This window comes from Parendozoicomonas sp. 2304DJ65-17, assembly GCF_058148445.1.
Genome location: NZ_JBYVJV010000003.1, coordinates 289,342 through 303,261 on the forward strand (window position 1 = coordinate 289,342; position 13,920 = coordinate 303,261).

The 13,920-nt window shown below is 48.6% G+C and carries 11 protein-coding genes; 6 read left to right on the forward strand and 5 right to left on the reverse strand.

Features of this window, described 5'->3' with window-relative positions; translation table 11 throughout:
- Positions 1–259: 259 nt before the first annotated feature.
- The 3 genes from ppsA (at position 260) to ACY2RR_RS10730 (ending at position 4,540) form a co-directional block, all read left to right on the forward strand.
- Positions 260–2,629, forward strand: coding sequence for a phosphoenolpyruvate synthase (gene ppsA / locus ACY2RR_RS10720; protein WP_490108137.1), 2,370 nt, complete (start codon positions 260–262; stop codon positions 2,627–2,629).
- Between the two features lie 196 nt (positions 2,630–2,825).
- The gene (locus ACY2RR_RS10725; RefSeq protein WP_490108138.1) at positions 2,826–3,251 is read left to right on the forward strand and encodes a LexA family protein; all 426 of its coding nucleotides are present in this window, start codon (positions 2,826–2,828) and stop codon (positions 3,249–3,251) included.
- On the forward strand, positions 3,212–4,540 hold the full coding sequence (locus tag ACY2RR_RS10730) for a Y-family DNA polymerase (protein WP_490108139.1): 1,329 nt from the start codon (positions 3,212–3,214) through the stop codon (positions 4,538–4,540). The genes ACY2RR_RS10725 and ACY2RR_RS10730 overlap by 40 nt, the downstream gene beginning before the upstream one ends.
- 735 nt (positions 4,541–5,275) lie before the next feature.
- Here the strand turns inward: ACY2RR_RS10730 and ACY2RR_RS10735 are convergent.
- The 5 genes from ACY2RR_RS10735 to ACY2RR_RS10755 form a co-directional block, all read right to left on the reverse strand.
- Positions 5,276–5,671, reverse strand: a complete 396-nt coding sequence (locus ACY2RR_RS10735) for a hypothetical protein (protein WP_490108140.1) — start codon at positions 5,669–5,671, stop codon at positions 5,276–5,278.
- A 163-nt stretch (positions 5,672–5,834) separates the two neighbouring features.
- Entirely contained in the window at positions 5,835–7,187 is a 1,353-nt protein-coding gene (locus ACY2RR_RS10740) for an L-serine ammonia-lyase (RefSeq protein ID WP_490108141.1), read from the reverse strand.
- A gap of 39 nt (positions 7,188–7,226) precedes the next feature.
- Positions 7,227–8,360, reverse strand: coding sequence for a hypothetical protein (locus ACY2RR_RS10745; protein WP_490108142.1), 1,134 nt, complete (start codon positions 8,358–8,360; stop codon positions 7,227–7,229).
- A gap of 153 nt (positions 8,361–8,513) precedes the next feature.
- Positions 8,514–9,971, reverse strand: a complete 1,458-nt coding sequence (locus ACY2RR_RS10750; RefSeq protein WP_490108143.1) for an aminoacyl-histidine dipeptidase — start codon at positions 9,969–9,971, stop codon at positions 8,514–8,516.
- Positions 9,972–10,072: 101 nt separating this feature from the next.
- Positions 10,073–10,867 carry an MOSC domain-containing protein gene (locus tag ACY2RR_RS10755; RefSeq protein WP_490108144.1) on the reverse strand — a complete coding sequence of 265 codons (795 nt, stop codon included), beginning with the start codon at positions 10,865–10,867 and terminating at the stop codon, positions 10,073–10,075.
- 78 nt (positions 10,868–10,945) lie between these two features.
- Here ACY2RR_RS10755 and ACY2RR_RS10760 point away from each other — a divergent pair, with 78 nt between their 5' ends.
- From ACY2RR_RS10760 to ACY2RR_RS10770, 3 genes are all read left to right on the forward strand, one after another.
- Positions 10,946–11,377, forward strand: coding sequence for a DUF1499 domain-containing protein (locus tag ACY2RR_RS10760; protein ID WP_490108145.1), 432 nt, complete (start codon positions 10,946–10,948; stop codon positions 11,375–11,377).
- Between the two features lie 89 nt (positions 11,378–11,466).
- Positions 11,467–12,630, forward strand: a complete 1,164-nt coding sequence (locus ACY2RR_RS10765; protein WP_490108146.1) for an acyl-CoA dehydrogenase family protein — start codon at positions 11,467–11,469, stop codon at positions 12,628–12,630.
- Between the two features lie 210 nt (positions 12,631–12,840).
- Positions 12,841–13,920 carry an efflux RND transporter periplasmic adaptor subunit gene (locus ACY2RR_RS10770; protein ID WP_490108147.1) on the forward strand — a complete coding sequence of 360 codons (1,080 nt, stop codon included), beginning with the start codon at positions 12,841–12,843 and terminating at the stop codon, positions 13,918–13,920.

Genomic DNA, 13,920 nt, shown 5'->3' on the forward strand with positions numbered 1-13,920 from the left:
ACTGTCAACACCTGACAAAGACCCCTTTGTGCAGAACTCCTGCACGCTCATGGTTGTTTGTACGGTTTATACTTGTTCACCCCTGTTCGGATTCGTCCGAAACCGGTATTGTAAGCAGCCCGGATTCAGGGTTGCGAAATACTCCTTCTGGGAAGGTTTTAAATAAGCAGAATTGATTTTTTTTGCCCCATAAGCGGGCAAAGAAGAATCTCTGTTTAGCGAATATCGTTCAGGGATTGTTTTCTTAAGGGGGTGTCTTTTGGAAGCCTATGTAATCGGTCTTGAAAAGCTCGGTGCCGATGATGTCGAGATTGTTGGGGGTAAGAATGCATCCCTTGGCGAGATGATCAGTAATCTTGCCGGTGCCGGAGTCTCTGTTCCTGGTGGTTTTGCCACAACAGCTCAGGCTTATCGTGACTTTTTGGAAAAAAGCGGACTGGATGAGCGCATTCACGCTCTGCTGGATACCCTGGATGTTGATGATGTAAATGCCCTGACTGAGGCGGGTGCTAAAATCCGTAAATGGGTCGTTGATGAACCCTTCCAGCCCGAATTGGAAGTTGCAATTAAATCCAGCTGGGAAGCTCTGCAAGGTGGCAATGACAACCTGTCGGTTGCTGTTCGCTCTTCTGCAACCGCAGAAGACCTTCCTGATGCATCCTTTGCCGGGCAGCAGGAAACTTTTCTGAACATCCGCGGCTATGAGAATATTCTTGTAGCGATAAAGGAAGTTTTCGCCTCCCTGTTTAATGATCGAGCTATCGCCTACCGGGTTCACCAGGGTTTCGATCACCGCAATGTCGCCCTGTCTGCCGGCATTCAAAAAATGGTGCGCAGTGAAACTGCATCCTCCGGCGTTATGTTTACTCTGGATACCGAATCAGGCTTCCGTGATGCTGTCTTTATCACTTCCTCTTACGGACTTGGTGAGATGGTTGTACAGGGCGCCGTAAACCCTGACGAATTCTACGTACATAAGCCAACTCTGGAAGCTGGCCGCCCTGCCGTACTGCGCCGCAACCTTGGCAGCAAAGCCTTGAAGATGGTTTACACCAATGACTCTTCTGCGGGCCGCTCCGTACAAACCCTGAATGTTGATGAATCCGAACGCAACCAGTTCTCAATCAGCGATAGTGAAGTTGAAGACCTGGCTCGTCAGGCGCTTATTATTGAGAAGCACTATAAACGCCCAATGGATATTGAGTGGGCTAAAGATGGTGACGATGGCAAGATCTACATTGTGCAGGCTCGACCGGAAACAGTAAAAAGCCGTGCAGCCGGTACCATGGAACGCTACCTGCTTAAGGAAAAAGGCAAGGTCCTGGTCGAAGGCCGCAGTATCGGCCAACGTATCGGCAGCGGTACCGTGAAAATCATTCACGATATTTCTGAGATGGATCGCGTTGAGCCGGGCGATGTTCTGGTTACAGATATGACCGATCCCGATTGGGAGCCGATCATGAAGCGTGCCGCAGCTATCGTTACCAATCGTGGCGGCCGTACCTGCCACGCGGCCATTATTGCCCGCGAGCTTGGTATTCCAGCCGTTGTTGGTTGCGGCGATGCAACCGAAAAACTGAAAGATGGCATGGATGTTACAGCCTCCTGCGCCGAGGGCGACACTGGCTTAATTTATGAAGGGCTGCTGAATTTCGATATTCAAAGCAATTCTGTAGATTCCATGCCTGAACTGCCGTTCAAGCTGATGATGAATGTCGGCAACCCGGATCGTGCCTTCGACTTTGCTGCCATCCCAAATAACGGTGTTGGATTGGCTCGCCTGGAATTCATTATCAACCGCATGATTGGCGTTCACCCTAAAGCACTGTTTAATTATGACAGTCTGCCGGTTGATATTCGCGCCAGCGTTGATAAGCGCATGGCTGGATACAAAAGTCCGGTAGATTTTTATGTCGACAAACTGGTCGAAGGTGTTTCCACTATCGCGGCAGCCTTCTACCCAGCCAAGGTGATTGTTCGCCTTTCCGACTTTAAGTCGAACGAATATGCCAACCTGATTGGCGGCAGCCTGTACGAGCCCGAGGAAGAAAACCCAATGCTGGGCTTCCGCGGGGCCTCCCGCTACATCTCCGAAGGATTCCGCGACTGCTTTGAGCTGGAATGCCGCGCCATGCGCAGAGTGCGCGACGAAATGGGCCTGACCAATGTGGAAATCATGGTGCCATTCGTTCGCACTGTTGGTGAGGCTCGCCAGGTTTCTGATCTGCTGGCAACCAACGGCTTGCGCAGAGGTGAAAATGGCCTGCGGGTTATTATGATGTGTGAACTACCTGCCAACGCCCTGCTGGCCGAGTCTTTCCTTGAGTACTTCGATGGCTTCTCTATCGGCTCAAACGATATGACTCAGCTGACCTTAGGCCTGGACCGCGACTCCGGCATTATTGCCCATCTATTTGATGAGCGTAATGATGCAGTGAAGGCACTGCTGGCTATGGCAATACAAGCTTGTCGCAAGGCGGGCAAGTATATTGGCATCTGTGGCCAGGGGCCATCCGACCATCCAGATCTGGCCAAATGGCTGATGGAGCAAGGTATCGATACCGTATCCCTGAACCCCGACAGCGTTCTGGAAACCTGGCTCTACCTGGCAGAGAAAGATGCCAGCTAAAAGCTGCATTAATCTCTAAGCGCCACCGTTAATACATAATGCCACTCGCCTGAAAACGAGTGGCATTATTCTTTCTTCAACACCTCACGGAATAACTCTTGCGGCAGGCAGAAGCTCTCGGGTTTATCAAGATGGGTTGCAGTCGCCTTCCAAAACAACAATACTGTATATAAAAACAGTATTCAGTGTTGTCACAATGCTCAAAGTAGAAATCATTCTTCCCCGCCGCTCAGGAGCGGAATACCCTTTATATCAATCCCCCGCGGCCTGCGGCTTTCCCAGCCCAGCGGCAGATTACCTGGAGAAAGCCCTCTCCCTGGATGATCTACTGATCACACACCCAGCCGCCACTTTCTTTGCCCGGGCACAGGGCAACTCCATGCAGGGCAAAGGAATATTTGATGGGGACGTACTGATTGTTGACCGATCTCTTAAGGCCAGAGATGGCGATGTGGTGATGGCGCTGCTTGACGGCGAGCTATGCATCAAAACACTGAGTCTAAAAGCAGATACTATAGAGCTGCACAGCGCCAACCCACCCTATTCCCCCATTCAACTCTCAGATGGTCAAACGCTGGATGTATGGGGAGTTGTGATTCACGCCATCCACTCTCTGAGATAACACCTGTGAAACCCGCTATCGCCCATTGCGACGCCAACAGTTTTTACTGCAGCTGTCACAGAGTCTTTGAGCCAGACCTGGCCGGAAAGCCCGTAGGCGTGCTATCTAACAATGACGGCTGCATAATTGCCCGCACTCCAGAGCTGAAAGCAATGGGAATTGCTATGGGAACCCCTTTTTTTCAGGTCAAACACCTGATGCGCCAGAACCAGCTGGCGATAAGAAGCAGCAATTATCCGTTATATGGCGACATGTCTAATCGCTTTATGTCCGTGCTGGAATCGTTTACCCCCGAGGTTGAGGCGTACAGCATCGATGAAGCCTTTCTCCGCTTCGAAGGGTTTGAAGAATCCAGCTGGGAACAAAAGGGGCGAGAAATCCGACAAAGAGTCGGACAATGGACCGGACTCCCCATTGGCGTTGGGATATCCACTACCAAAGTCCTGGCCAAGCTTGCCAATTATGCAGCCAAACACTATCCCGCTACCGCAGGCGTTGTTGATCTTACCTCTCCCCTTCGACAGCAAAAACTTATGGCCTTGACACCAATTGAGGAAATCTGGGGAATTGGCCGGCGACTAACGCGCAACTTAAAAGAGACAGGAATTATCACGGCTCTCGATTTAGCCAGCCAGAACCCATCCCATATTCGCAAAAAATTTTCCGTCACGGTTGAGCGAGTTGTTCGCGAACTCCAGGGAGAAAGTTGCCTGCCATGGGATGATGATAGCGACGGCAACAAACATACAATTATGTGCAGCCGCTCTTTTGGAATGGGAGTGACCACCAAAGCCGAAATCCACGAAGCAACAGCCACATTTGCTGCCAGAGCCTGTGAGAAGATGCGCCAGCAAAACAAATCAACGTCTCTGGCGCAGCTGTTTATCCGCACTGATCCCTTCCGGGAAGATCAGAACCAATACACCGGGTCAATCACTTTACAAAGCCCACGCCCTACAGACAGCTCACAAACATGGCAACACCTGGCAAGAAAAGGTGTAGAAGCCATTTACCGGGACGGGCTTATTTATAGAAAGGCCGGTTTTTTACTGATGGATATAGGCAGCAAGGACATTATTCAAGAAGACCTGTTTTTTAACGACAGTTCCAATAACTCGACCGATCCATTAATGGAGGTGATGGATAAGATTAATTGCCGCTTTGGTGCCAATCATTTGCATTCTGCAGCCACAGGCCTGAACCAAAAACGCTGGCATATGAAACAGGAATACCTTTCCCCAAAATACACGACACAATGGAACAGCCTTCCTATTTGTAAAACCACATAAAAAAGAACCGGTGCGCTGGGGGAAGCGGCACCGGCCAAGACCATATCAAGACCTTGATAACACTGGTAAAAAATCAGCCTTAAATAAAGTTTAAAGCCCTTCTCTATCAGCGTTTTCAAAACTCTTAACGCACAGATTCAAGCCTCACTCAATGCCGGAAAAAAGAACCGGTGCGCTGGGGGAAGCATCACCGGCCAAGACCATAGAGTGAAACGGTACACAATCCAAAAGTACCAAGGTCATTAGCTGACCTCGCCAGTGCGATAGTAGGGGGACATCAATCACACTGGCGGGAGTAAGTATTACCCACTTCGAACGGAACGCCAGCCCCTCATTAGATGATATTTTTATAAAGTTAATAATTTTTCTGGCCGAAAAATCTGAAAAAATGCAATAAATGGCAACAATATTGCCAGCATCTAGCAAGCATCAGGATTCAAAGAAAACTAAATAACCATGCAATACAATAAGCAGAGAACGCCTGAATCTTCAAAAAGAAAAATAAGGAGAGAAATTGGGAAGGTATTTTGCCTGGGCAGACAAAATTATAGAAAAACGACTTACTATTTCAGCAACCAAAACACAAAGTTGCAATTTAAAAAAACTCAACTTGAAAACAATAAAGGTTAGTGCGATAAACGCTAACCTTTATCGACTGGCACATCAGGAAATCCTGCAAAGATCAAACAAGTTTGAATAACAGGCTTTCCCGGGGCCAATGTCAGCGTCAGATTATTAAGCGGTTTCCGCTTCTTTCTCTTCAGCTTCTGCCTTGAGCTTGTCCAGATCCAGCTTGGCAGCGTCCAGTTGCTGCTGTAACTGCTTCTGCTTGCTCTTGAGGGCTTTGTTCTCAGCAGTCATATCCCTGTTCTGCTCTTGAAGACGCTTAATCTGCTTCTTCATGCGATCAGGGTTCTGTTCACGGAGAACCTTAATTTCTTTGTCGAGTCCTTTAATTTGATTGCCAGCCTTAGCAAATTTCTGGTCGGCCGTTTCAATTTGACTCTTTAGGGATTGAACTTCTTCACTGTGCTTCGTGGTGATTTCCAGAAGCGCTTCCAGCCGACGCTGCTCAATCAGCTCGAGCTCTTCACTTTTGAAGAAACGTCCGCCCATGCTGAGCGTTTCCATTGGATTTACCTCTTGGACAATATCTTTCTGTGCGGGATTCAATTTTGGAGTGATATTTTGATGTGTAGGAGCCGCGGGATTATACACTTTCAAAACAATAAGTCAGCCCATTTGGGCAAAAAAATCGATAAAAAGCACTCTTTTCTCATAAATGGTACGTACGTCAGCAATAAACGACATTAACCGCCAGCCCTCCCAGAGAAGTTTCTTTATACCTGTCCTGCATATCTTTCCCGGTCTGATACATGGTGGCAATCACCTGATCCAATGATACCCGGTGCCGCCCATCACCGCTCACAGCCAGCCGCGCAGCATTAATAGCTTTTACCGCGCCCATAGAATTACGTTCAATACAGGGCACCTGCACCAACCCGGCAACAGGGTCACAAGTCATCCCCAGATGATGCTCCATAGCTATTTCTGCGGCATTTTCTACCTGAGCTACCGAACCGCCCCACACTGCCGCAAGCCCGGCCGCAGCCATAGAGGACGCCACGCCGATTTCCCCCTGACAACCTACTTCGGCCGCAGATATGGATGCATTCTTTTTATAGAGCATTCCTATAGCGGCGGCAGCCAGCAGAAACTGACGAATAGTTTCCGTACTCGCTTCCCGGTCATATTGCTTGTGAAACGCAATAACTGCAGGTATCACCCCTGCAGCACCATTCGTTGGCGAAGTCACAACCCGGCCGCCAGCAGCATTCTCCTCATTCACCGCCAACGCACAGACATTCACCCAATCCATAACCTGCAAGGGATCTTTACCAGCATTCTCTTTTTGCCAGCGAAGGTATAATTCCGGAGCCCTGCGCTCTACGCCCAAGCCTCCAGGCAGCACACCTGAAGTGCTGTAGCCTCGCTGTATACAAGACTCCATAGCTAGCCAGATGGCATCCAGGCGCTCATTAACATCATGACTGTCAGCACATTCATTAGCCATCACCAGCTCGGCAATAGACAATCGATTCTGCTCACACAATTGCTGCAATTGTTCAGCAGAAGAAAAAGGATAAGGAGCTGCGGACTGTTCTTGAGGAGCTGTTGGCTTATCCCACTCCTCAGCTGAAACAATAAAGCCGCCACCTACAGAAAAATAAACTTGTGAGGCAATCGGTTGATTATCCGCAGTCATGGCCTCAAATTTCACACCATTAGGGTGTTCGGGCAGAGGTTGACCTTCAAAAACAATATCTGCATTCGGATCAAAAGCCACCATACAACCTTGTGACAACTTCAGCTCATTAGACTGACAGATACCGTGCCACAATATATTGGCTTGATCTGGCTGGGTTGTTTCCGGGTGACAGCCAGCCAACCCCAGGGTAACGGCACGATCTGTACCATGCCCTATCCCGGTGAGAGCAAGCGAACCATAAAGAGTCACTCGTAATGAAGCCACGTTGGCATCAGACAATTCAGAAGCAAACTGGAAAGCCGCCAACATTGGCCCGACTGTATGGGAACTCGAAGGCCCAAGACCCACTTTAAAAAGATCAAATACGCTAACAGTCATTCTTAACAGGCTCTGGTATGGTCACAGGGAATATCAAGCTTACATTTCACACTGACATACTTTGTATTCCGGCTGCTCTGTCTGCCACCATAATCCCGACCAGTACATGCCCTGAAAACGACAGGCTTTAATACAACGCCCCGTCGCTATCGTTCGGGTGAATTCGGTTTGATTCTTCAGAACAAAGTTATACGCGCCAGCAGGAGTACTCTCCTGACTATAGTCTCCGGTCACACTGCGCAAAGGGCTGATGCGGCATTCACAGCTACTCTCACCATAGGGTTTCCACCCTGATCCGGGAACCCACGCCCCCCAACGACCATTCCACGGTGTCACCCGCCCACAAATTTGAGGACAAAACTCTTCAGCATCAAGGGCATCTTCGATTTTGAGTGATGTTTTCGAATTAACAACCAGAGATTCAGGAACACTATTGTCTGGATGCAATGGTGTGCGTGCGTGAAGCACTGGAGGTTTAAGGGCTTTTCGTAAGCACACATTCTTCACCCTGATTTCACTGGCAGAGTTGGCTCTTCCAGAAAACCCGCCCACTTTCAACTGCGTGTTGTCTGACTCTGAACGAAATAAAGGTGTGCCATCAAGCCACACAATCGCCTGATTATTGAGTACAGTGAGCGAAACCTTAACCCAGTTGTTTGTCTTAAGAGAGCCTGGATAGGCCCACTTTCCGGCAAAACCAAAAACCGCAGGATCTGTTGTGAAAGGATACCGGGCAGAACTCAATTCCAGGCCATGACCAGCCTCTAAGATTGGCGGGTAGGTTTTAAAAGGATCGATATCCCCTATTTTCCTATTGGAGAAAAAAACATTCAGCCTCGTATTTGCGCTCCCATATCGACTGTTAGATGCGCTGCGCATTTCGAAGGATAACTCAAAGGGAGGCCTAGGAAGCCGGCTCAGGAATGCGGCCCCCATCTTCGTTGACTCCCCTTGTATCGAGGTTGCTAAGAGCAGTTCGTTATCTTCAACAGGCCTTGGAGACTGGCTGTCGCTTTTGGCCTTAAACTGCCAAACTTTTTCCGTAAAAGAGAAGCAACGTTCGCCTGCAGCCAGGGATACTGTATCAACTGGTGTAGCGTGCGCCGCAAAAATCGACAGCGCGGCTGAAGTAATAGCAGCAGCTTGGCCAACAGCCGTGAGAAAGGTTCTCATTATGAATTCCATTCATTTTTATAATTCCTTCACTCAGGTTAGGGGCTTTTTATCGCTTCTGCTCTTGGTTGAGGGCATTATTGAAATTTCAATAATGATAAAAATAAGCTGGCAAAAATGCCGGCTTATTTAATGCGACAGAATAAGTAGAAATTATTCCGCAACAGGTACTCGAGCCAGAGCTTCGCTCAGCAGGCTCCAGAATTTTTCAACGCTGTTGATTTCTACTTTCTCATCTGGGGAGTGAGGGAAGCAGATGGTTGGGCCAATGGAAAGCATATCCCACTCAGGGTACTTGCTGCCCAGCAGACCACATTCCAGACCAGCGTGAATAACCTTCACTTCAGGAATCTTGCCGTACAGGGATTCGTAGGTTTCCTTCATGGACGCGAGGATCGCGGAGTCTATGTTTGGCTGCCAGCCTGGGAACTGACCTTCCAGACGAGCTTCCATACCAGCTAAACGCATCAGGCCGATCAGACGCTCACCCATTTCGGAAGTGGCGCTGTCTACCAGGGAACGGGCAAAGCAGTGTACGCCGATCTTGCCTGCGGTTACGGTCATGATGGCGAAGTTGTTGGAAGTTTCTACAACACCTTCCACGCTTTCGCTCATACGGTCAACGCCGTTAGGAATAACGTGGAACAGATCCAGCCACTTCTGCTGGTCAGCCTGAGCCATCACTTTTTCACCAGCGTCAGTAGCCGTCGCAGTGATCACAACACCAGCATCAGTTTCTGCCAGAATGTTACGGGCGATGGACAGCTGCTCGTCAACAATTGCTGCAACTTCTTCAGCCTTGCCAGCAGGAGCGGCAACAACGGCGAAAGCTTCACGAGGAATCGCGTTAGACAGGCTGCCACCATTGATGCTGGCAACACGCGCGCCAACAGCCTGGAGAGCTTTCAGCAGGTTAACCATAATCTTGTTGGCATTACCGCGCTGCAGATGGATATCGCAACCGGAGTGACCACCCTTCAGGCCTTTAACTTCCAGGCTCAGCCAGTTCATACCAGCTTCAGCAGTTTCTTCAGCGTAAGCCGCTTCAGCAATAGCATCTACGCCACCGGCACAGCCAACGTACAGTTCGCCTTCTTCTTCAGTATCTAGGTTCAGCAGGATTTTACCCTGCAGCCAGCCAGCTTTCAGTTCTTCCGCACCCACCATGGAACGTTCTTCATCAATGGTGAACAACGCTTCAACTGGGCCGTGTTGCAGTTCTTTATCTTCCAGAACAGCCAGAGCAGCAGCCATACCGATGCCATTGTCAGCACCCAGAGTAGTGCCTCGGGCTTTCACCCACTCACCATCAACATAAGCCTGAATAGGATCTTTGCTGAAATCATGCTCGGTATCAGCATTCTTCTGAGGAACCATATCCAGGTGGCCCTGCAGAATCACACCAACACGGTTTTCAAAACCAGGAGTGGCAGGCTTGCGGATAACCACGTTACCCGCTTCATCAGTTTCTGCTTCCAGTCCATGCTTAGCAGCAAACGCGAGAGCGTACTGACGTACAGCTTCTTCTTCACCGGAAGGGTGTGGAATGTTGCAGATATTCTGGAAGTGGGTCCAGAGAGCAGCCGGTTTCAGGTTGAGAAGATCAGACATATGATCAATCCTTCTACAAATTTGCGGCATTTATACAACCTGCATTACAACATTCCACATAGGGATATACCGCAATCCAGAGATAACAGAAATATATCCCGCTATTCCAGAATTTCTACGGACATTCCTTTAGAAATCACCCCGGTTCCATGATGAATCATATTCTGCCCAAAAATCACTTTCTTATTAAAACGACGATATTTCGCCAGCGTTCGAAGGGGTTCTGGGGATTTTTCTGCCGTTTCTGTATTAACAGTGGTCATAACACAACGGGTACACAGCTTTACACCGGAAAATTCTATGCCGCCGATACGGATACGTTTCCAGTTATCTTCTGCATGGGGTTCACAGCCTTTAATCACAATATTGGGGCGGAAACGTTTCATAGGAACAGCGTTGTCCAGCTTACTGTTCAACAACTCGAGGGAACCCTCAGATATGATCAGGAAAGGAAAACCGTCAGCAAAACTTGCTCGCACGCCTTCCTCAGCATATTTACGATCAACCTGCCGGAAGGTGGAGTCTGGCATATAAACCAGACGACAAGGCTTACCAATCACCTCACTACACCAATTGGCGGCTTCTTCACCGGCATCCAAAGCATCACAGGTATCATCCCAAACGGTTGCTTGAACAATGTTTTCAGCTTCTGGTGCAACAGCTTCAATACTTCCCTTCTCTGGGTGACTCAGAGAAATACCACCAATCGTTGGCAAACAGATAATTTTTACCATCTGCGGATGAGTACGCTGGCTGACAAAAGTTCCGGTTTCACTATCAACAACAACCCAACGGCGATCCCCAGCAAAACCAAAACTATCAACTTTCCAGCTGTCTGCGGTAAGCTGGCGGCAGGATTTCATGGGGTAAACGGCGAGTTCTGATACTGTCAGCATAGTTTTCTCTTTTTCTGATTTTTCAGGCAAAGTCGTACCTGCAAATGGCATAATATTCAAAAATAAAAAGGCAGTCTTATGTTTCAGCGCTCAAAGCATGCCAAAGGTTTCATCGGGGCAATTCTTCTCTCATGCTCTCTCACTACAACTGTTAGGGCAGAAGAAACCCCACCTATGGACTGCCCAAGCAGCCCGAACTGTGTGAGCAGTGAGGCTCAGGAAGATCATTTTATCGCCCCATTAGATTTTCAAGGGCAGGATACAACAGCCATTCGTGATCGTCTGTTAGTCTGGCTGGAGAATTCGCCAAGAACAGTAGTTACCCAAAATGAAGGAAACATCATCAAGGCGGAATTCAGCTCCCGAATGATGGGGTTTGTTGATGATCTGACATTGGTAATCCAGTCAAACGGCATGGTTGATGTTCGCTCGGCCTCCAGAACCGGCTACTACGATTTCAAGGTTAACCGGAAGCGCGTTGAAGCTCTTCGCGCACACTTCGAGAATTGATAATGCTGTTCGCCCTTTGAACACAGGGCGAACATTCCAACCCTTGCCTATTCTAATCAGAATTTTCTGGATGATTAGAATAGAGATAAATGGCGAAACAACTCTCACCTGTCCATGCCGCAGAAAGCCTTTCTCCGCTGATCCGCGCCTCCCGTCTTGAAGCGGAAAAAGCCTGCCAGTTAACTGACAATGTTGTCAAAAAACTCATTGAGCAACGTCTTAATCAGCTTATGCTGCCCAAGGCTCTTGGCGGACTGGAAAATCATCCGGTTGATAACCTCAAGGTTTATGAGCAGCTGGCATGGGCCGATCCTTCGGCGTCCTGGGTTATGTGGAATAATCAGCTGGTTTCCATGGCCAGCTGGTACTTCCCCCCTGAAATAGGGAATGAGCTTTTCAATGATCCGGCGAATATTTATGCCAATTCCACCCGCCCGACAGGTACAGCAACAATAACCCCAAATGGTTACCGTATTTCCGGTCGCTGGGCTCTGGTGTCCGGATGTGCTCTTGCCAACAAAATCACCTTGATGTGCACTTTGGTTAAGGACAGCCAACCTGTTCTTGCTGACAACGGTTCACCAGAAAAAGTAATGGTGCTTCTACCTCGTGAATCCTGTCAAATTCTGAAAACCTGGAATGTCAGCGGTATGCGCGGTACGGGGAGCCATGATGTTATTGTCGACGATATTGAGATTCCCAAAGAGCACACATGGTTATGGAGCCATAAAAAACATATCGATACTCCTTCTGCCCGATTGCCGTTTTTTATCAATCTGGGTACCGGGGGAGCAGCCATATGTCTGGGAGCCGCCCAAAGTACGATTGATTGTTTAATCGAATTGGCGGAAGCCAGCAGAACATCCGGTGCAACACCGCCCTTAATTGAACGTCCTCACGTTCAGCTCGCCATCGGTTCCTGCATCACCCGCCTGAAATCAGCGCGACTGCTGCTTCATACGACAATGGAGCGAGTCTGGAATGACTGCCAGGGAGGTGAACCGATTTCAACCGAGCTGCGCGCTACACTCTGGGGATGCAAAACGGGTATCGCACTCACCTGTAGAGATATCATTTCTGATATTCACAAAGTCACTGGAGTTCCAGCTCTTTATTGTGACTGTGTTATCGAGCAAAACCACAGGGATATACACGCGATTCTTCAGCACAGCATTTTCAAAACAGAACACTTCTCAGATGTTGCTCAAAGCATTCTGGATCTTCCGCTGTCATCACCTTACATGATGGTATGACTTGTAAGATAAGTGTCGCAAATTATGCACACAGTTTTGTGGGATTTTCAATGACTGGGAATCCCAACAAAACTTACTAAAACAGTCTGTTTCCCCTGACTGACAAAAACCAATAACCATCGTTACAAAACAAGTACAAACACCTAATTCGTTGCGATATAGTCACTGCGCATTCAGAACGGATAAACCGTCTGCCAAGGAATAAATCCAATGATGAAAAAAATGCTGTTGATGCTGTTTTGCACAGTGGCTTTGTTCGGAGCCCTCTTCGGCTTCAAATTTTTTATGAATGATCAGATGGCCAAGGGCATGGCCGGTTATGTTCCTCCGCCAACCATTATCAAACCGGCAACTGCCAGCAGCGAAACCTGGTATCCCTACTTAAGCTCTGTTGGAACTTTAAGTGCACGGCAAGGTGTTGATATTCGTTCAGAAGTGGCCGGGGTGATCAGCGAGATTCATTTTGAATCCGGTCAGGAAATTTCAGATAACGCTCTGCTGGCACAACTTGACGATGATACCGAGCGAGCAAATCTTAAAAGTTTCCAGGCTCGTCAAAAGCTGGCAAAGCTGACCTGGGCCCGTGATAAATCCCTGATTGAGCAAAAAGCTATCTCGCAAACAGTATTCGACCAGTCGTCAGCCAATCTGGATGAAGCAACAGCCTCAGTGGAACAGACCCGCGCCACTCTACGTAAAAAGAAAATTATCGCCCCTTTTTCTGGTCGCATTGGTATACGACAGGCTGAACCTGGTGATTACCTGAAAGAAGGCGATATTCTCGCCACCCTGCAGAATATTGATCAACTCTATGTTGATTTCGCCCTGCCAGAACAGGATTACCCACAACTGTATATTGGCCAGTCTGTTCGTTTCTCTGTTCAGGCTTATCCGGACAAAGAGTTTGATGCTGTTGTTGATGCCATAAACGCCAAGATCGACAGCAACACCCGTAACATCGAAGTCCGGGCCATGATGGATAACAGCATGCGAGAGCTGGTTCCCGGTATGTTTGCTGATATCAAAGTGATGGCAGAAAAACCAAAGAATGTAATTACCCTGCCACGGACCGCTATTACCTATTCCCTGTACGGTGATTCTGTTTACCTGATCAACAGTGATGATCCTGAAAACCTGACAGTGAAACTGACCCAGGTAACCACTGGTGATATTCAGGGCGACCGGGTAGAAATTCTTACCGGGTTACAGGCTAACGACAGAGTTGCGGCATCTGGTCAGCTGAAACTGCGGAACGGCGCCCGAGTAGCCATTAAGTCAGCCGGGGAGTAA

What these genes read in the sequence shown, in the direction of transcription:
- ACY2RR_RS10725 (WP_490108138.1), top strand. Translation starts at nt 2,826, where the DNA reads ATGCTCAAAGTAGAAATCATTCTTCCCCGCCGCTCAGGAGCGGAATAC.
- ACY2RR_RS10760 (WP_490108145.1), top strand. Translation starts at nt 10,946, where the DNA reads ATGTTTCAGCGCTCAAAGCATGCCAAAGGTTTCATCGGGGCAATTCTT.
- ACY2RR_RS10735 (WP_490108140.1), bottom strand. Translation starts at nt 5,671, where the DNA reads ATGGAAACGCTCAGCATGGGCGGACGTTTCTTCAAAAGTGAAGAGCTC.
- ACY2RR_RS10730 (WP_490108139.1), top strand. Translation starts at nt 3,212, where the DNA reads ATGGGGAGTTGTGATTCACGCCATCCACTCTCTGAGATAACACCTGTG.
- ACY2RR_RS10745 (WP_490108142.1), bottom strand. Translation starts at nt 8,360, where the DNA reads ATGAGAACCTTTCTCACGGCTGTTGGCCAAGCTGCTGCTATTACTTCA.
- ACY2RR_RS10755 (WP_490108144.1), bottom strand. Translation starts at nt 10,867, where the DNA reads ATGCTGACAGTATCAGAACTCGCCGTTTACCCCATGAAATCCTGCCGC.
- ACY2RR_RS10770 (WP_490108147.1), top strand. Translation starts at nt 12,841, where the DNA reads ATGATGAAAAAAATGCTGTTGATGCTGTTTTGCACAGTGGCTTTGTTC.
- ACY2RR_RS10750 (WP_490108143.1), bottom strand. Translation starts at nt 9,971, where the DNA reads ATGTCTGATCTTCTCAACCTGAAACCGGCTGCTCTCTGGACCCACTTC.
- ACY2RR_RS10765 (WP_490108146.1), top strand. Translation starts at nt 11,467, where the DNA reads ATGGCGAAACAACTCTCACCTGTCCATGCCGCAGAAAGCCTTTCTCCG.
- ACY2RR_RS10740 (WP_490108141.1), bottom strand. Translation starts at nt 7,187, where the DNA reads ATGACTGTTAGCGTATTTGATCTTTTTAAAGTGGGTCTTGGGCCTTCG.